The sequence below is a fragment of the Rhodothermus bifroesti genome (genome assembly GCF_017908595.1).
GTDB lineage: Bacteria > Bacteroidota > Rhodothermia > Rhodothermales > Rhodothermaceae > Rhodothermus > Rhodothermus bifroesti.
In genome coordinates, this window is sequence record NZ_JAGKTL010000007.1 from 1 (window position 1) to 18685 (window position 18685).

12 protein-coding genes and 3 pseudogenes are annotated in these 18685 nt (G+C 54.1%); 12 read left to right on the forward strand and 3 right to left on the reverse strand.

Annotated elements, in window-relative coordinates; translation table 11 throughout:
- Positions 1–257: 257 nt before the first annotated feature.
- The 3 genes from rsmA to J8E65_RS12405 all read right to left on the reverse strand — a co-directional run bounded on the left by rsmA (position 258) and on the right by J8E65_RS12405 (position 3417).
- Entirely contained in the window at positions 258–1064 is an 807-nt protein-coding gene (rsmA, locus tag J8E65_RS12395) for a 16S rRNA (adenine(1518)-N(6)/adenine(1519)-N(6))-dimethyltransferase RsmA (RefSeq protein WP_210376489.1), read from the reverse strand.
- 6 nt (positions 1065–1070) lie between these two features.
- Positions 1071–2171: a vWA domain-containing protein gene (locus J8E65_RS12400; protein ID WP_210376490.1), complete on the reverse strand. Its 1101-nt coding sequence runs from the start codon at positions 2169–2171 to the stop codon at positions 1071–1073.
- A gap of 67 nt (positions 2172–2238) precedes the next feature.
- Positions 2239–3417 carry a tetratricopeptide repeat protein gene (locus J8E65_RS12405; RefSeq protein WP_237182032.1) on the reverse strand — a complete coding sequence of 393 codons (1179 nt, stop codon included), beginning with the start codon at positions 3415–3417 and terminating at the stop codon, positions 2239–2241.
- Positions 3418–3928: 511 nt separating this feature from the next.
- Between J8E65_RS12405 and J8E65_RS12685 the strand changes: the two are divergent.
- The 12 genes and pseudogenes from J8E65_RS12685 to J8E65_RS12455 all read left to right on the forward strand — a co-directional run.
- Positions 3929–4186, forward strand: a pseudogene (locus tag J8E65_RS12685) (PAS domain S-box protein); the annotation flags it as partial.
- A 397-nt stretch (positions 4187–4583) separates the two neighbouring features.
- Positions 4584–4655 (forward strand): annotated as a pseudogene (locus J8E65_RS12690) (hypothetical protein); the annotation flags it as partial.
- 111 nt (positions 4656–4766) lie between these two features.
- Positions 4767–5426 (forward strand): sensor histidine kinase, encoded by a 660-nt coding sequence (locus J8E65_RS12530; protein WP_237182035.1) that lies wholly within the window; start codon positions 4767–4769, stop codon positions 5424–5426.
- Positions 5423–6073: a response regulator gene (locus tag J8E65_RS12415; protein WP_210376491.1), complete on the forward strand. Its 651-nt coding sequence runs from the start codon at positions 5423–5425 to the stop codon at positions 6071–6073. The genes J8E65_RS12530 and J8E65_RS12415 overlap by 4 nt, the downstream gene beginning before the upstream one ends.
- Positions 6074–6164: 91 nt before the next feature.
- Positions 6165–6560: a response regulator gene (locus J8E65_RS12420; RefSeq protein ID WP_210376492.1), complete on the forward strand. Its 396-nt coding sequence runs from the start codon at positions 6165–6167 to the stop codon at positions 6558–6560.
- 137 nt (positions 6561–6697) lie between these two features.
- Positions 6698–8656: a PAS domain-containing sensor histidine kinase gene (locus J8E65_RS12425; RefSeq protein WP_210376493.1), complete on the forward strand. Its 1959-nt coding sequence runs from the start codon at positions 6698–6700 to the stop codon at positions 8654–8656.
- Between the two features lie 307 nt (positions 8657–8963).
- Positions 8964–11849: a TonB-dependent receptor gene (locus tag J8E65_RS12430; protein WP_210376494.1), complete on the forward strand. Its 2886-nt coding sequence runs from the start codon at positions 8964–8966 to the stop codon at positions 11847–11849.
- A 56-nt stretch (positions 11850–11905) separates the two neighbouring features.
- Positions 11906–14080, forward strand: a complete 2175-nt coding sequence (locus tag J8E65_RS12435; RefSeq protein WP_237182033.1) for a T9SS C-terminal target domain-containing protein — start codon at positions 11906–11908, stop codon at positions 14078–14080.
- A gap of 43 nt (positions 14081–14123) precedes the next feature.
- Positions 14124–15128, forward strand: a complete 1005-nt coding sequence (locus J8E65_RS12440; protein ID WP_341481768.1) for a PorV/PorQ family protein — start codon at positions 14124–14126, stop codon at positions 15126–15128.
- Positions 15125–16597: a hypothetical protein gene (locus J8E65_RS12445; RefSeq protein ID WP_210376497.1), complete on the forward strand. Its 1473-nt coding sequence runs from the start codon at positions 15125–15127 to the stop codon at positions 16595–16597. The genes J8E65_RS12440 and J8E65_RS12445 overlap by 4 nt, the downstream gene beginning before the upstream one ends.
- A gap of 31 nt (positions 16598–16628) precedes the next feature.
- The gene (locus tag J8E65_RS12450; RefSeq protein ID WP_210376498.1) at positions 16629–18194 is read left to right on the forward strand and encodes a T9SS type A sorting domain-containing protein; all 1566 of its coding nucleotides are present in this window, start codon (positions 16629–16631) and stop codon (positions 18192–18194) included.
- 75 nt (positions 18195–18269) lie between these two features.
- A pseudogene (locus J8E65_RS12455) lies at positions 18270–18685 on the forward strand (T9SS type A sorting domain-containing protein); the annotation flags it as partial.

Here is an 18685-nt window from a genome sequence, read left to right on the forward strand (position 1 = left end):
CGTCGCGAAGACCACCAAACTATCGCGGCCAAAATCCCAAAATAGGCCGCCACAATCAACCAGTCTAAAACCGTCATAGTACGTTATGGCTTAAGGTTTATTTGAACAGCCTTCTGCTCAGAAGCTACCTGCTCTGGGTGCGTCTTCGTGAATCATGGTGTAGCACGCAGAGCGTTGTTTACCGAAAGCCGTTTTGTAAAAATCCCCTCAAGATAGGCGAGATAAGGCAAAAACAAAAGGGCTTTTTGTGGGCATCCTTATACCGCTTTTTGCAGAGCAGTGGTGGGGGCGGTTTGCTGCTGTAGCCAGCAGGCCAGTTCGACGTAATCGATAGGCCTTAGGGCTTCGGCTCGGGCTTTTGCCCAGGGTTCAGGAAGTTGGAGTCCAGGGGGTAACAGGCGGCATAAGCTGTTGCGTAGTGTTTTGCGGCGTTGGTTAAAGGCTGTGCGGATGATTTGGCGAAGTAGGTTTACGTCGACCGGTGGCAGAGGTTGGGTAAAACTTAAACGGACAACGGCACTTTCGACGTGGGGTTTGGGACGGAAGACGTTTGGGGAGACGGAGAAAAGCCATTCAGGTGTAGCCCAAAGCTGAGCGACGACGCTGAGGATGCCATAGGTTTTATGGTTGGGGGAAGCCACCAGGCGTTCGGCCACTTCGCGCTGCATCATCAGTACGGCTTCGGTTAGGGCGTCGCGGGCTTCAAACAGCGCAAACAGAATTGGACTGGTGATGTAGTAGGGGAGGTTGCCAATCACGTGCAGCCGATGGCCTTTTTCAGCGGCTAGGGCGGACCAGTTGACCTTGAGGACATCTGTTGCGCGCACGTCGAGCGAGGGCCAGCGTGCTTTTAAAGCAGCTACAGCCCGCGTGTCGAGTTCGATAGCAGTCAGTTGCGCGTAGCGTTGCAGCAGCCAGTGGGTTAAGGCCCCAGTCCCTGGGCCAATTTCGACTACAGGATCGTTGGGGGTTGCTTGCAGCGCATCAACGATTTTCCGGGCGATGTTGGCATCCACCAGAAAATGCTGTCCCCAGCGCTTGCGGGGACGAAACGGCATGCTCATGGGGCCTTAACGCAGCGACTTTCGGCGGTTGCGAACGTAGTCTTCGAACAGGTACTCGCCAAGGCGATCTAGGCGGGCATAATAGGCACGTCCGCGGTTGGCCCGCGTGAGCTGCTGCACAAACTGTTGCAGGTAAGGGTCGCGTGCGACCATGAAGGTGGTGATTGTGATGCCTTCGCGGCGGCAGCACACAGCCTCGTCGAGCACCTTGTTCACAATGCGCCGATCCAGCCCAAAGGCATTGCGGTAGATGCGGCCGTTTTCGAAGTGGCAGCTAGGTTTGCCGTCGGTGATTAGGAAGATTTGTTTGTTACGGTTTTTACGGCGATGCAAGATTTGGCGTGCCCGTTGCAAGGCTGCCCGGGTGTTGGTGTAGTAGGGACCCACCTGCAGGTAGGGCAATTCTTTAAGAGACACTTCCCAGGCGTCGTTGCCAAAGGCTACAATGTCGAGCGTGTCTTTGGGATAGCGGGTGGTGATCAGTTCAGCCAGGGCCAGAGCGGTTTTACGGGCAGGTGTGATGCGGTCTTCGCCGTAGAGGACCATAGAGTGCGACAGGTCGATGAGGAGCACCGTGGCTACACTGGTGTGGTGGTCGGTTTCGTAGACCTGCAAGTCCTCCTCGTGCAGCGACCACTGGTCGATACCACTGCGGCGGAAGGCATTCGACAGCGTACCGGTAAGATCTAAAAGGTGTGGATCGTCGCCGAACTGCCAAGGACGGGTTTCCGGAAGGCGTTCATCGCCTTGGCCAGCGTAAGGCGTTTTATGCTGGCCAAGGCTACCCCGGCGTAGCTTGCGAAAGATTTCTTCCAAGGCGCTTTGGCGGAGCGTCTGTTCCATGGATGGTGTAAGCTGCAGCACACCGTTGTGGGTATCCTCTTGCAAATAGCCGCGACGCTTGAGCTCTTCAATAAAGTCGCCCAGCCCCATTGCTTCGTCTGTAAGACCATAGGTTTGGTCAAGCTGGCTGAGCCAGCGCAGGGCTTCAGCAGCGTCACCCGCAGTAAAGTAGAGGAGCTGCTTAAAGAGCTCAAACAGTCGGTCGAAGGTAGATTGAGCTTTGCCGTGGCGGATGGGATCCCACTGGAGGTAGCGTATCCACATAGCAGCTGCCGTCTATTATGGCGCAAGAGAACAAACGACCCGACTTGTGGAAGGTTCGGTGTGGTTGTTAGCCTCGAAACGGGCGTTGCAGGTAAGCGCGGGCGCGTTCTTGGGCATTGCCAAAGTCTTTCATTTGCAGAACTTCACGATAGCGTAAACGGGCAATGTCCCGGCGGCCTAAAGCGTCGTAGACCATCCCCTGGCGCAGGCGTCCCATGACTTTAAAGTAGGTATCTTCTTTGCGGCGGGCTGTTAGTGCTTCGAGTTGGAGCAAGTACGAAAGGGCCGTCTCGTAGCGGCGTTCCATCATGTAGGAAAGGGCAATAAAATAGAGGGCTTGTTCTGCTTGGGCTGCGTGGTAACCCCGCTGGCCTTTTTGGTAGCGTTCGAGCACTTTCTCGAACGTTTGGCGTCCTTGCGCCCAGCGGCCCCAGCGGATGTAGACGCGGCCTTCCAGGGCGTGGAAGTAGCCATTGTTGGGATAGTGCTCCCGGAGCCAGCGCACCTGCTCCAGCGTTCGGCTGTAGTCCTCTTCAAACAGGTAATAGATCATGGCCAAGAAGTAGACGGCCTCGGGCTGCAGGTAATAGCCTTGGCGGGCGGTTTCTTCGATTTGGCGCAAACCAGCCGCACGATTTCCTGAAGGGAAGAAGGACATCACCGGTTTGGTAAACGGATAGCGCTCTGGAATGACCGCGGCATAGTAATCGTAAAGAGCTTTGCCAAAGCGAAAGTCAGGGCTTTGCGGTCGCAGTCGTGCCAGCGCCATTACGGCATCAAGTGCGCGTTTCCCATCGAGCGCCGCGCGGAACCAGTCCCCTCGGTTGGAGCGCAGTCGCCCGCGAAAACCTAAGGCAGCACTCTTTAAAAACAGCGCATCTAGGTCTTGGGGATTGCGACGTAGCCTGCGGTCACACTGTGCAATCACGGCTTCCATCAGACCGTAGAAGGCCTTGTCCCGCGAGCGGTCCGAAAGGTCTTGCAGCATTTGCCACCACAGGTTGAGGCCGGTCAGAAAAGGACCAATAGGATGGTCCGGATAGCGTCGTGTAATGCGGGAAAAGTGCGTTTGTGCAGCCGCAAAGTCCAGGTCGTAGAGTCGTTCCAGACCGGCTCGGCCTTCCGTACGCACCAGGGGATCATCGAGCACCGAAGCGTCTGGCCCTGTCGTGCGCAAGGCAAAGCCGCAGGCGATCAATAGGATGATCCCAAAGCCCCATGCAGCATATGACTGAGGAGAGCGCATGCGGTCTTATCTGTTAAGCTTCTCACGTGCGGTCGAGCAGAAGTCTTGGAGCACTTACACAACGGCTGCACAGAAGTTGCCACGTTGCCCATACACCGCTGCATAGGCGCAGAGCGCGCTAAAAAGTAACCCTACTTAAAGCAGAAGCAGGGGAGTTGAATTTTCTGAAAATGTTTTTATTCTATGTCTTCATGACGAAGGGGGCCTTATGCCACGGCGTCGCGCACAAAAAAACCATTTCTGGCTGGATCCGGCTGGAATTGCGTTGCTCTATTTAGGAGCTAGTCTGCTGTGGATTTTCTTTTCGGATTCGCTGCTTTTGCGTGCTGGGCTGGATCCTGAAACGCTTACGCGATGGCAAAGCACAAAGGGGACTGCTTTTGTTACGGTTTCAGCACTGGTGCTCTACGTGCTAATGCGCGCAGGGCAGCAGCTTTTGCGAACGCAGGCGCAGCAGCTGGAGGCCTCGGAGGCGCAGTATCGGCTGCTATTTGAAAATAATCCGAGGCCCATGTGGATTTACGACCTTGAGACGCTGCGTTTTTTAGCCGTTAATCAGGCTGCGGTTGCGCTCTACGGCTACCGTGAGGAAGAATTTTTAGGCATGACAATTCTGGACATTCGTCCTGAAGAAGACCGTCCTCGGGTAGCGGCCAGTGCTTGGGCCCCTCGCGGACCGCTGAAGCATTCTGGTCCCTGGCGGCACTTGACTAAAGATGGCCGCATGCTGGAGGTAGAAATTGATTCGCACATGTTGACGTGGAAAGGACGGCGGGCCGTGCTGGTTCTGGTGCAGGACGTGACGGAGCGCAACCGGATAGCGCGAGAAAATGCCCGCTATCGGCAAGGACTGGAAATCCTTCTCGAGCTTAGCCGTCGGCTGCAGCAAGAGCTTATGGACTGCGATCGGTTGGCGCAGCAGCTGGTGCAAACAGTGCGTCAAGTTATCCCTTCAGCCGATGCGGCCTTGCTTTGGTTGCGGCGTGGAGGGAGGTTCGTCCTGGTAGCAAAAGCAGATGGTCCAGAGGCCTTACCTCTAGGCTACACGCTACCCGCCTCAGGGGAGCTACTGGAGCGTCTGCAAGCTGAAGAGGCTTTAGCCCCTGCTGAAGTTGCGCGCATAAGCGGAGGCTGCAGCGGTGCTGCAAGGTCTTCAGGCAGCCCTTGTGGCGCCCATTCGTTTGGAAGGTCGCCTAGAGGGCATCATCTGTGCAGACAGCTTCACGCGGGTCGACGCGTTTGCCCCCTACGAGCAGACGCTGCTTCGATCGCTGGCAGCTCAGGCAGCAGCAGCGTTGCAAAACGCGCGTCTGGTAAGCCAGCTGCGGGATCTATCGCGGCGACTTTTGTTGGCGCACGAAGAGGAACGCCGTCGCATTGCCCGCGAGCTGCACGATGAAGTAGGCGCCTTGTTGACTTCGGTGCAGCTCTGCTTAGGCATGGCCCAAGCCGCAACACCTCCGGAAGCGACAACGCTGGCCGAAAACCTGCGCGAAGCCCGCCAACTTATCGACCGCCTCAGCCAGGAGATTCGGCAGTTGACGCTTCAGCTGCGCCCGCCGCTTTTAGATGAACTGGGGCTAGCTGGAGCGCTGCGAGCTTATGCTGAACGCTTTGAGCGCCAAACCCGCATCGCCGTTCGCCTAGCGCTTGCCCTACCTGAGCGTACCAGCTTACCTGAACTGATTGAGCTTACCGCCTACCGTTTTGTGCAAGAGGCACTCACCAATGTAGCTCGTCATGCCCGTGTCGACCAAGTCGATGTAAAGGCTAGTCTTACAGAAAATCACTTGCATCTGGTCGTGCAAGACCAAGGCATCGGGTTCGATCCGGAGACGGTTACTGCTTCTGGGCGCTCTATGGGGCTGGTAGCTATGCGAGAACGCATTGAGCTTTTAGGTGGACGTCTAGAAATTGAAAGCCACCCGCAGCAAGGGACGCGTCTGGAAGCGTATCTTCCCTTGCCTGCTGAAACGAACCCTTTCGCTGAAGCCGAGCTCTTATCATGAACCGCTGGACCGCCCTCATTGTCGAAGACCACCCGATTGTCCGGCAAGGACTCCGCACACTACTCGAACTCCAGGGCATTCAGGTTGTGGCCGAGACAGGTGATGGTCTAGAGGCCCTTCGATTGCTTGAGCAGCACCAGCCGCATATGCTGGTGCTGGATCTATCGTTGCAAGGGCTTAGCGGCTTAGAAGTGCTGCGTCAAGCTCGACGACGCTGGCGCACGCTCCGCACGCTGGTGCTTTCGATGCACGACGATGATGCCTACGTGGTTGAAGCCCTGCGCAGTGGTGCCATGGCCTATGTGCTTAAGGGCAGTCCAACCGAAGAGCTGGTTCGTGCCCTAGAAGCATTGTGCCAAGGAAGGCGCTACCTGAGCGTTCCGCTTTCGGAGCGCTTGCTAGACCCAAGCGAAGGGGCTGCTGCACCGCAAGATCCATACGAGACGCTTACCGAGCGGGAACGTCAAGTGCTGCACCTCACGGCAGAAGGCTATACCAGCCGAGAGATTGCTGAACGCTTGTTTATCAGTCCACGTACCGTTGAAAAACACCGCGAAAACCTAATGAACAAACTCGACCTGCACAGCCAAGCCGAGCTGATCCACTATGCCGTGCAGCGAGGCTTGGTGCAGCCGCGCCGCAACTAATTGCGCAGGCGCTTTACGTAGCTTTACGTATTGGTCTTCTTAACCCAATCCGCGCATTTTGCACCATTCAGGGACCAGTTCTTTTGGGGCTATGGCCGACACCATTTCTGTGCTGCTCATCGACGACCAGCCCCTTTTTGTGCAGTATTTGTTGCGATTTTTGGCGACAGAGCCCCGCATCGATGTGGTCGGTGTTGCCCATCGGGCAGCAGAAGGGGTGGCCTTATGCCAGACCTTGCAACCTCAGGTTGTGTTGCTAGACCTTTCCATGCCGGGGCAAAGTGGACTGGATGTGCTGCCTGAGCTGCGCGCTGCTGCACCAAAGGCATTGATTATCGTGCTGACCTCTCACGATAGCGCTTGGTACCAAGAAGAAGCCCGCAGCCGGGGCGCTAATGCCTTTGTCTCCAAGAACGAAGTATCAGAGCACTTGCTGGAAGTTATCCTAGGACAGAATGCTCCAAATCCCAATGAAAAATCGGTATAAATATTTGGAATTCCAATAGAATAAAACAAAAGTACGTAATTCTACGAAAGATAAGTTTTTGCGCAACTCCGTTCTTGGGTCCGTAAGGATATGGGTTGTGTTTGGGGTTTAGATGGGCAAAAGGGGGAGGGAGCTTGATGATGGGAGCAGCATCGTGCCTTTCGGCGCAGACGGATTTTGGTGCTTTTCTTCAGCAAATAGGCGTTCTTTTTGAAGTCCCCTATGTCGTCTTCCGTGCGGGGGATAGCGTGCAGTGCTATGCTGCATCGGAAGCTCTTCCTGTCTCAACCGAAGGCCTAGAGGCTCAGGTGCGTGAGCATCGGGCGTTGCTTGTTTTAGGCCCTAAAGCGCTTACGTCCTGGAGGCCGCTACACTTTTATGCTGGCGTGCCTGCAGGCGACAAGGGCGTGCTGGCCGTTGCAGATGTCCAGCCGCGGCGGTTTGATCAGAAGGCGCGGCATCTTCTGGAGGCTTTGGGTGCGTTACTAGGCGTGTGGGAAAAACATGCGGGGCAAAAACAGCGCTACGCACGCTTGCTTCGGGGAAAGGCGCGCTTGTTGGAATACATAGCCACAGGCAAGCCGCTTCATGAGGTGCTGGATGCAATTGCGCGGTGGGTAGAGGCCGAAAGCAGTGGGGTGCTGGTGTCTATTGTGCTTGTCCGAGAAGGTAAACGCTATTGTGGCGCTGCGCCCAGTTTGCCACTGGCGTACGGCCAGGCTATCGATGCGCAAGCGACAGGTTCAAATGTCGGGTCCCGCGGTGCAGCGACGGACACGTGCGCCCCTGTTATGGGTGAAGAACTGACGGCTGATCCAGCCTGGGCGCTGGATCAGGAACTAGCCCATGGGCTGCGTGCTTGCTGGTCGATGCCTATTTTGGCGCCAGACCAGAGCGTTTTGGGCACGTTTACCCTTTACGGTTGCAAGCCAGGACCGCTGGAGCCCCAGGACCAGGAGCTTGCTGTCCTAGCAACGCGCTTGACGGCAATTGCACTGGAGCGAGAGCGGCAGCAGCAAGCCCTGCAAACCCGCGAGCACCAGCTCGAAGCTGTGTTGGAGCAGGCCGCTGATGCCATCATGCTGCTGGATCGTGAGCGGCACGTTTTGCTCTTTAACCGTGCTGCTGAGCGGCTTTTCGGCTACACGGCGCCCGCCATACTCGGAAAACCTATTGATGTGTTGCTTCCGGGGCTTGCCGAGGGGCTTGGGGCAGCTGCGACGCCTATGCAGACCGAGGCGGTCCGTAGCAGCGGAGAGCGCTTTCCGGTCGAGCTTTCGTGCACGGTCATTGGGCAGCCTTTCGAGATGTATTTGCTTATTGTGCGCGACTTGACCGATCGCTTACGCTATGAAGCAGAGCTGGTGCGTGCCCGTGAAGCAGCCGAAGCGATGAGTCGGCTGAAATCAGTGCTGCTCACGAACCTAAGTCATGAGATTCGCACCCCACTGACTACGGTGATAGGATTTGCGGATCTATTGGTCGAAGAGGCCAAGGCCGGCTCACCGTTTCAGGAGTTTGCACGACTGATTGCAGAAGGGGGGCGCCGTCTGCTGCATACGCTAAGCGAAGTGCTTGATTTGGCCCAGCTGGAAGCCCAAGAAATTGTCGTTCGTCCACATCAGTTGCGCCTGCTGCCCCACCTGCAGCCGCTTTTAGCGACCTATCGCGCACGTGCTAAGCAAAAAGGCCTCAAGCTGCGGCTACAGGGCACGCCACACTTGGAAGCCTGGGCCGATCCTGTCTTATTGGAGCGCGTTCTTGAGGAGTTGTTGGACAATGCGGTTAAGTTTACCACTGCCGGAAGCATTTCCGTTTCGGTGCAACAGGTAGGCAACCGGATAGCCCTGATTGTCGAAGACACCGGTATCGGAATGTCGGCCGAAACGCTACAGCGTGCATTCGACGAATTCTGGCAGGCCTCGAGCGGGATGAATCGGACCCATGAAGGATTGGGGTTGGGCCTAACCATTGCCCGACGGTTTGTAGGGCTTATGGGGGGCACGATTGAAGTCTGGAGTGCGCCAGGCAAGGGAACGCGATTTACCGTTTGGCTTCCAGCAAGGCCTGTCGTGACGGCAGGGCAAGTCGCTTAAACGTCTTTACTTGTGTCGAAGGGGTAGCGGGGCCGGGTTTTTTGTGAGCATGCGCATTTAAAGGGACAGGTGCACCTCTTGTGAAGATTGTGTTAAGTAGAGAAAATGGGGTGAAGGAAGGGCTTGCAAGAAAGTTGGGGTAGGCTTACTTTGATGCTATCGTTAAAGTAACCGTTAACTATATCGGATTTAGCCTACCGAAACCGCTTGTGCTTTAAAGTAAGCGGTTTTTGCCAGGGGCAATGCGGGTGAGGGCATAGTGTTTTGGCTTCTGGGCAAGCCTTTTGAGCAAAACCAAGGGTTAAGCATGGCGATAGGGCTGCTGCATAGGTTTAGGGGAAGTATTGTAGGGCTTATAGGGATTTTGCCGTGGGTTGCTTTGGCGCAGAATGTAGGTCGGATAGCGGGGAGCGTGACCGATGCGGCTACGGGCGATCCGCTACCTGGCGTAAACGTCACGGTTGTGGGTACGACGCTGGGGGCGGCTACGGATATTGAGGGTCAGTATTACATTCTCAACGTACCTCCTGGGCGCTATGCTGTTCGGGCAAGCATGATCGGCTATCAGCCGGTTGTGGTGGAGGATGTGGTGGTGCATGCCGATCGGACGACCCAGGTGAACTTTAGCCTTAGCGAGGCAGCTCTTGAGATTGGCGAAATCGTTGTTCAGGCCGTTCGTCCCGATGTCGAACGGGACAAGACAGCCACCAGTCATATTGTTCGTTTTGATGAAGTGCAAGCTGTGCCAGGCATGCGCAACATCAGCGATGTGCTGGCCTTAGCAGCTGATGTGATTGATGGACACTTCCGTGGTGGGCGGCAAGGGGAAGAGTATTACACATTGCAGGGCATGGGCATTGTAAACCCGCTGGACAATTCATCGGCTTTTATGCCCATCATGAGTGCGGTCGAAGAGGTTGAGGTGATCACCAGCGGATTTAGTGCCCAGTATGGGAATGCCCAGTCGGGTGTTGTGCGCATTTCTATGAAAGAAGGTAGTCGCACGCGCTGGACCAGTCGCTTAGAGACCCGCATGCGCGCCCCTGGCCGCAAGCACTTTGGCCCTAGCGTCTTCGACCCGAAAGCCAACGACTATTTGCGGCTGCTCTATTACAACGAGGGCAATATTTGGCTAACGGGTGACCCGGGATCAGATACGCCCCAGCCTTTCTACGGCGCAATGGCTTCAGGGCTAACAAGCTACTTTGCCGGCGACGTCCAAGCACAGCTGGCCATGGCACGCGCGCTTTATGAGCAAATGCGGCGGGACGTAAACCGGGACTACGGCAACGAGATCGACTATGCGGTGGAGCTAGCAAGCGGTGGGCCAATTAACGAGCGGATGCGCATGTTTATGGCCTTAGGCCTGACAAAACAGTGGCCGTTTCTGCCCACCGAAAGCCCCGACGTGGAGTACCAGGTCATGGGAAATGTGGTTACGGATGTCACCGAAAGCGCTACGTTCCGCCTTAGTGGAGGCCTGTCGCACCAACGCAACAACATCTTCCCAAGCCGAAACAGCGTCGGCGGCTATCAGCGCTGGCTGTGGGATCGCGTCGTGGGCCTTCAAGACCAACGACGCACAAACATGCAGCTGGGCGGACGGTTTACCCATGCCCTAAGCCCCAGCACCTACTATGAGCTCCAACTCAACACGCTGCGCACCCAAAACGAAGTCGGCTCGACACCTACACCTCCCCTACTGCCCGATACCCTAGAAATTAACTGGGCGGTGGGTACCCTTTCATGGCCCAACAATAACTCCCCAGATGGGATTAACTATCAAGTAGGAAATGATATTTTTACTAAAGAAAAAACACACACGATTTCTTTTGAGGGCTCTTTAACCAGTCAGCTTACACCATATCACCTGTTACACGGAGGTATTCAAATCAATAGTTATCTTATTGATGTCTTTAACAGCGTAAACCTTCGGTCTACAAGACAAATAGAACGATATAGAGCAAGGCCATTTGAGGCTGCTATGTATCTCCAAGATAAGATGGAATTTGAGGGAATGATCGCAAATGTTGGACTACGTCTAGATATATGGTATTCTGGAATGAAATATTATGTAGATCTATTTGAGCCTTTTGGAAAACCAGATTCCTTAGGCAGGTTTAATCCTGAAAATGGAGTGCGACAAGCACCACCTGTACATGTACGGCTGCAACCGAGATTGGGCATTTCTTTCCCTATTTCTGTCAATACTGTATTCCATCTGAATTATGGTTCTTTTATGCAACGTCCTTCGTTCCAGTATATCGTTTCCCAGCGCGTTGGGCAGGTGCGTAATAATCCTATGATTTTGGGTAATCCAAGTCTCAAGCCAGAGACTACCAATAGTTACGATGTTGGCGTTGTGCAAGCACTTGGTGGTGGCTTTACTCTGGATGTTAGTGGATATTATAAAGATGTAAAAAATCTGGTTCAACAGGCTGATTTTATTGATGATCGGGCGGGTTATCAGGTTAGTTCCTACTTCAACCTTGACTATGCAGATATTCGTGGCTTTCGCATTGCTTTAAATAAGCGCAGAGGAGCATTGACAGGAGCGATTAATTATCAGTACAGCTATGCCACGGGTAAAAGCCCCACAGCAACAGCTGCGACACCTATTTTTAATCGTGACACCTTAGGTGTGGTTACAAATGATTTAACAAATGTGCCTACGCGGGATATTTTGCTCGATTTTGATCGTAGGCATAACTTGATTATTACAGCAACCTATACTACAGGAGAAACCTGGGGACCAAGAATTCTGAATAAGTATGTGTTCAATAATATGACTTTTTCTGTTTACTCTATTGCCAGAAGTGGAAGACCCTATACATCACCTTCAGATTTGAGAAAGATCAACACAAAACAGACACCTGCAGAATATAATACAGATATTAAAATTACTAAAAAGGTAAAAAACTTTTTTGGTGCACAGGCTTCATTTTACTTTGAGATATTTAATGTGTTTAACAATAAAATTTTGAACTATAACTATCTGTTCCGTAGGCCCACGCCTACAAATCCCAACCTTGCACTTCAGTACTATGAACAGTACCCGATTGATGATCGAGAAAATGGGGTGCGCTACTGGTGGGATAAGGGGCGACAGGGGCCTTTTGCCGTTGATCAGTCATTCTTGCTCTATAGTAATCAGCCGCGCTCCTATAACTTCGGCGTTGTGATTGATTTTTGAATTAGCGTATGCGCTCAATGAGATACATCAAAGTTTTTCTGCTTTTTACTCTGGTTATGAGTGCATCTGCCCAAGATCGGCAGTGGCAGGTGCATCGCCGGGGATTGTTGCACCAGACTATTTTCAATACAGGAGAGCTGGGTCGGCCCTATAGTGCTGGAGGGACGGTTCCAGAAGGCCGGCCTTCTTTGGAGTGGCCCCCCTATTCCCGAATGATTTTGGAGCGCCGTAACTATCCGGGTCACCACAACTCGTTTGGCAGCGGTGTTTGGCTAGCGGCGACTGCCCCCAGTGGGAGAAAATATGCTTTTTGTGGTGCGGTTTCGAACACGAATGGTGAGCCGGTTCCTGTGGTAGGGGTCTACAGTTTCCCGCTCGAAATTCGACGTATTGAGAACTTTCCGGTGCTGCCTTCGGGCGAGCTCAATCCTGAGTTTGATCCCAACGAAGCTGAAGAGATCATTATTTCCCGCTGGGATACGCCTGTAGGCATTCGGGTCACGCGCACCAGTCGTGCTTGGAGCTATCCAGGCTACGATAGCTTTATCATTTACGAATACGAATTCCAGAACATTACAGCCGACACGTTAAAAGATGTTTTTATCACGTTCGCAAATACGTTTGCCCCATCGATGTTTGGCTGGCAGCGGAACTATGGCGTCTGGTCGGAGGCTTCGCTGCGTGGCCAGCCGCCAGCTGGCACAGGTGACGTATTTGCGCGCTTTGATCTGAAGCGCTGGCTGAGTTACGTGCACACGCGGGATGGGTTGCCAGATCCTGTTTTCTTTGAACAATGGGCGCAACCAGGAGATCGGGGCGGGCTCAACGCTCCACAGGCTGTAGGCTTTATGGTGCTCTACTACGACTATGAGCACCTGGCCACCCGCAAGCAGACGCAGCAGGTCTTTCTGGTGCCAGCCGACAGCACAGGGATGTGGGACGAAAACGGCAAGCCGAAGCAGCCCTTCATGCTGCGCTATGAAAACGGCAACCTCTATGAGGCCAAAATTGCACCTTGGATGGATCCTTTGCTCCGGCGAAAAACGGGAATCTGGCATAGCCCTACGGACTCCACGCGCTTTGCAACGCAGTTTGAGCCAGAACTGTGGTCGTATTGGAAGGGACGGACAAGCACTTCCGCGAACTTGTCTTGGTGGCAACCTGCCGTGCATGCCTATGGGTTTTTCCCCTATGTGTTGCCTCCAGGCGAGACAATCCGCTTTGCCGTAGCTGAAGTCGTTGGCTATGGGCCCGGACAAAAAGACGATAAGGTCTATAAGGACCTGGGCGGTAGGGTTCGTGCCGGGGTAGATGCGGGCGAACTTTTTAGTCCAGTACCCAGCTGGTATGAGCAGCTAGCGTATCCTCACTTAGGAAGCAAAGGCTACATTGGCAGTACGTACTTGCAGGAGCATCCATTGCCTTGGTACGTCACGCCACCGGTAATCTCGATTCGAGATGTAGCCGATCAGGCTATTGAGCTCTATACCGGACGGCCTTTGGTTAAGCACGACACGTTGCAATACGATCCGGCTACAGCGCCTTCAAAAGGACGCTATAACACCATCCCGATCCCGTATCCCGCTCCAGCCATTCGTGTAGAAAATACCGCCTCCGGTGCCAACCGAATCGTTTGGGGCACGCAGGTCGAGCGCTTTTCAACCGTCCGACTACGCGCACCTTTTAGCCACTACGAAGTGCTTCGGGCACCCCATCCCCTGGGCCCCTGGAAGCTCATCGATACGGTTCAGCCTCAGGATCCGCGCTATTTCGATACCGAAACCGGGGAGTATGCGATTCTAGATCCAGAAAGCAGACCCGGCGAAACCGTAGCCTACGCCGTGGTTTCGGTGGATGCCGCAGGAGGCCGAAGCGGCATGACCAACCTGACCCTCCACGAAACCCAAGCCCCAGCTGCTGAACGGCTCGGTAAAGTCTACGTCATTCCGAATCCACTGATTGTGTCTAGCGGCCTAACCGGAAGTGACCCAAGAGGAGATATTCTGGACCGTATCCAGTTTGTCGGACTAACGCGGCGCTGCACGATTCGGATTTACTCTTATTCCGGCCAACTTGTGCGGGTGATTGAGCACGACCGGGATTCCTTCGGCACTCCGTGGTATCAGCTAACCATCAATAACCAGATCATCGCCTCTGGCGTGTATTTCTTTGTGGTCGAAGACCACGAGACTGGCGAGCGCGCTACCGGGAAATTTGTCGTGATTCACTAAAGCTATGACTAGCTTCCCTATAACACAGAAAGCCCTGTGCTTAGTGGCCCTACTGGCGCTGGGCATCTGCAACGCGCTGGCGCAAAAAGTAGGCAGCACCTCCATGCAGTTCCTCAAGGTGATGCCTTCTGCCCGTGCTGCAGCCGTAGGCGAAGCCTACAGCGTTTGGGCCTCAGGTGCCGAAGCCCTGTTTTGGAATCCGGGTGGACTTGCTTCGGTAGCACGCCATGAAGTTTCCCTGACCTATGTGGATTGGCTTTTCGATACCAAACAAGGCGCTTTTGCTTATGCCCTTTCCTTGGGCAATTTGGGCGCTATAGGCCTGCAGGTGCAATATGTAGACTTTGGTGTCTTTGAAGAGACAACCAATGAATTCCCCTATATCATCGATCCAGATCGCCCCGGAATGACTGGGCGCACATTTAGACCCTTCGGTTATCTCATAGGCGCTACCTACGGACGATACTTAACCGATCGATTCTCGCTTGGCCTAAGCATAAAATATGCTTACGAATCCCTTTTCAATGATAAAAGGGTGGAGCAGGTAATGATTCGTCCCGGAACTTACGCTGATGTAAATACATGGGCTTCGGGTATCCTATTTGATTTTGGCATGCGGTACAATACCGGATTCCGGTCCATTCAAATCGCTTCGGCAGTCCAAAATTTTGGCCCTAACGTTCGCTACGCTACGGAGGCATACCCCGTCCCGCTGCTTTTCAGAGTAGGGGTTGCCGCTCATCTGTTTGGTCCAATTGGCCTGCTTCAAGGAGGCTACGAAAAAAGTCGCCTCAGTGCAGCTTTTGATATTTTTCATCCTAATGATTATGCTCAACAGTTTCATATGGGTTTGGAGTATGAATTCATGGATATTCTTTCGCTCAGAGGAGGATATAAATTCAACTATGACTCGGACGGATTAACCCTGGGTATTGGCTTAAAATATAAGGTTGGAAATATGCAAGTTTCTATGGATTATAGCTATGGCTCAATGGGGGATTATCTCGAGGATGTGCAACGGATAAGCTTAGGGGTCATTGTGCCATGAACGATCTGCGGGTTGTCTGGGCGATAGCACTCTGGGTCTGGTTGTGTGGCAGCCTCATGCAGGAAAGCCAGGCTCAGGGATATGGTGGGCCACTCGGGATGCACGGGCTGCATCAGCTCAACATGCATGCTGCTGCTGCGCGTGCCTTTGGAGGAGTAACGCTAGGGCTTCGCGAAGAAATCGGGATAATGTTTCACCATCCCGCTGCCCTGCATGCACTGAGCACAGCCCAGTTTTCTATAGGCTTATATCAGGAAAATCGTGATCTCCAGCAAAAGCAGGAATACGCGCCGGTGCGTTATTATCCCAATCTGAGTCTCCTTTTAGAGGGGTTAACCTATAAGATTCCGGATCCGGACAGCACACGGGTAGGCACCTCCCCCAGGGATACTGTGCAGCGGCCGTTTGACGATATCGGTCCTAACTGGAAACACAAGCGCCGTAGCAGTAATCCCCTTCAAGGTATGATCGCGCTACCGCTACGTTTTACAGGCTTCCGATTGGTCGCTGGATTGGGGGCAGTAGAGTATGCCAACCTGGACCATTACTATCAGCATAACAACGTACTCAACCCTTCGATACTTTCGCAGCGGCCGCTTCCTACACCCCGTCCTACCGACGACAATCCACTGCAGGTAGATTGGTACCAGTTTATCCGCTCCCGGCAAGGAGCGCTGCAAGGATTCGGGGGAGCGATAGCTGCAGACGTAGAAGCGTTAAAGCTTGCTATCGGCCTGAGCGGCCTCGTAATTCGCGGGAGCTCCGAAGATCTTGAACAAGAGATCGCTCGAGGCCGGCTGACCTTCTATTCCAACGCTTTCCGCGTTGATTCTGTCTACCGACGTGTTACGCGCAGCGGCACTTCAACATTTAGCGGATATGAATTCACCTTGAGCAGTATTCTCTATGGCCGGTATGTAAGCTTAGGTGTTGTGCTTAAACCGCCGGTTACGTTTACCCGAACGTTTTCGCTGGAGGTAACCACCGATACCGGTAGCCATACGACAGTTGCTGCATTGCAAGGAGAAGACCGCATGCGGTTGCCCTGGCGCGGTACTATTGGTTTGGTACTGCGGCCCCGAGATGAACTCATGCTGGGGATGGAATATGAACTCCGGCCCTATGGATCGGCTCGCTATACCGATGCCCAAGGTAACACACACCGGCCCTGGGTTTCAGCCAACCTCTTTCGCGTAGGAGCTGAAGTGCGGATGGCGCCGTGGCTACGCCTGCGAGGAGGCATACGTGGCGAGGCCGAAGTATTTGCGCCTGAGGGCAGCCCTATCGAGGAAGATGCGGTTTCCTACGAAGTGTATAGCGTGGGGATGGGTATTGCCTACCATCGCGTTCGTCTCAATTTCGCTTACGAATATGCCCACATCAAGTACCAGGACGTCTGGGCTAGCGCACTCAGCAAAAACAGTGCGGTGCGTCATGCCCTGACGGCTAACGTGGGTTTTTCGCTGTAGGTCTTGCCCGCTAATTAAGAGGAGGTGCGCCATGAAACGTTGTGTTACTGCGAGCTTGCTGACGCTAGGTTTGATGGTTATAGCCTGCCCACCCTTAAGAGCGCAGTCAGCAGGCGACTACCGAACACGCGACAGCGGCAACTGGAGCCAGGCCTCCATCTGGGAACGCTTTACTGGAGCAGCTTGGACAGCCGCCACCAGTGCGCCCACAGGGGCTGAGACGATCACCGTACGCAGTACCGATTCGGTGTTTGTCGACGTGCCTGTAACCCTTACCGGGCGCCTAATTAACCAGGGCATTGTGCATGCAGAAGCAGGAAGGCTAACCATAGGCAATGGAGGGGTTTATCAGCACGATCGAGACGGCGGCAAAATCCCCATAGCCACTTGGAGCGAAGGCGCTACGCTACACTTAACGGGTGTAGTCGCACAAGCCCCAGCTAACCGGAATCAGCCCTACTATCACATCATCTTTGAAACCCCAGCCCTTGCTTCAAACCTGAACCTAGGTCTCGATAACGTTACCATTGGAGGAGACATTCGCGTGCTAGATACCGGGACGGCGCGCTGGTATCTCACGACTACCGCAGCATACGATACCGCGGTTGTTACCATCAACGGGGACGTGTACGTTGAAAAGGGTGCCTTTGCGGTTCAAGGCACAAGCAATGCGTACTCTACCTTTATTGTCCATCATTACGGCAACATCATCGTAACCGGCGGTAATTTCTCCATCAGCCGCGGGTCGCAGCCGGGAGGCACAACAACCTGGTATCTCTACGAAGGGGATTTCTCCTTTGCCAATGCCACAACCCAGAGCTCTACGGCAACGCCTGGGGGAGCAAAGTTTGTATTTGCAAAGCAAGGTACGCAGCGCCTAACCATTGGCGAAGGCAGCAACCTGCAGGCCCTGCCGATTGAGGTGCTTTCGGGTACCACACTGGAGATGGGCGAAAGTCGTCTGGCCGGCAGTGGCATTTTCTATTTACATGCCGACGCAGTGTTGGGTACCGCACTGCCAGGCGGGGTCGCCGCTATCTTCGAAAATGTTACCGGTCAAGTAACGCTTGAAGATGAATCGGGGTATGCTTTTAACGGGAGTGTGCCTCAAGTGACTAGCACGCGCATGCCTACCGTTGTGGGTGACCTGATCATCGATAATCCGGCCGGCGTAAAGCTTTCGCAAGAAACCACCATCAATGGCGTGCTTCGGCTCAAAGCAGGGGTGCTAGATAACTCGATTCCTTTCACCCTGGGACCCAACGGTTCTATCTCGTATGAAGGTGGAAGTCTGCTGTACCCTGTGGCCAACGAAACAAGAAGCGAACTGCCGCAGACGTTTGTGCTCGAGCAGAACTACCCCAATCCCTTCCGTCGGGTTACTACGATTCGGTTTGGGCTCCCTACAAGTGGATACGTGTCGGTTAAGCTCTACGACCTGCTCGGAAAGGAGGTGCAGACCCTGTTTGAAGGATACAAACCAGCTGGATTTCATGAGTTGACGCTAGAGGCAGGCCCTCTAAGCCCCGGTGTGTACTGGTATCGGGTGCAAACTGCGCAAAGCGCAGCTGCTAGGCAGCTGGTGCTAATTCGGTAAAGTCACGCATCCGAAGAGACTTAAAGCCTTCGGGAGACAAGCGCAGCAACCAGTAACCTTAATCTGGGGGGAGCCATGAAAACAATGATAACGATTATCGGCTGCGGGCTTTTAATGCTTGGGCCTATGTCGGCCCTTGCGCAGCAGGCAGGCGACTACCGCTCTGCCACAAATGGTAACTGGAGCGATGCCGCTACTTGGGAGGTGTTCGATGGAGCTACGTGGAGTGCAGCCACCAATGCTCCTGTAGGCTCCGAGCATATCACCGTGAGGCATACCGTTACGATCGATGTACCAGTGACCATCTCGGGTTATCTCAAGGTCGAAAGTGGTGGGGAAGTAACCGTTGGTAGTGGTTCGTTGTCTTTTGGGGAGGGTTCGGTGTACGAGCATGCGCGGGATGGGGGCAGTGTACCTTTGGCGGATTGGGGAGAGGGTTCGACGGTGGTGTTTAGTGGGATTACGGCGAACGCGCCGGCCAATCGGGGGCA

Coding starts and splice junctions, on each gene's coding strand:
- rsmA (WP_210376489.1), bottom strand. CDS start 1,064: ATGAGCATGCCGTTTCGTCCCCGCAAGCGCTGGGGACAGCATTTTCTG.
- J8E65_RS12400 (WP_210376490.1), bottom strand. CDS start 2,171: ATGTGGATACGCTACCTCCAGTGGGATCCCATCCGCCACGGCAAAGCT.
- J8E65_RS12405 (WP_237182032.1), bottom strand. CDS start 3,417: ATGCGCTCTCCTCAGTCATATGCTGCATGGGGCTTTGGGATCATCCTA.
- J8E65_RS12415 (WP_210376491.1), top strand. CDS start 5,423: ATGAACCGCTGGACCGCCCTCATTGTCGAAGACCACCCGATTGTCCGG.
- J8E65_RS12420 (WP_210376492.1), top strand. CDS start 6,165: ATGGCCGACACCATTTCTGTGCTGCTCATCGACGACCAGCCCCTTTTT.
- J8E65_RS12425 (WP_210376493.1), top strand. CDS start 6,698: ATGATGGGAGCAGCATCGTGCCTTTCGGCGCAGACGGATTTTGGTGCT.
- J8E65_RS12430 (WP_210376494.1), top strand. CDS start 8,964: ATGGCGATAGGGCTGCTGCATAGGTTTAGGGGAAGTATTGTAGGGCTT.
- J8E65_RS12435 (WP_237182033.1), top strand. CDS start 11,906: ATGAGTGCATCTGCCCAAGATCGGCAGTGGCAGGTGCATCGCCGGGGA.
- J8E65_RS12445 (WP_210376497.1), top strand. CDS start 15,125: ATGAACGATCTGCGGGTTGTCTGGGCGATAGCACTCTGGGTCTGGTTG.
- J8E65_RS12450 (WP_210376498.1), top strand. CDS start 16,629: ATGAAACGTTGTGTTACTGCGAGCTTGCTGACGCTAGGTTTGATGGTT.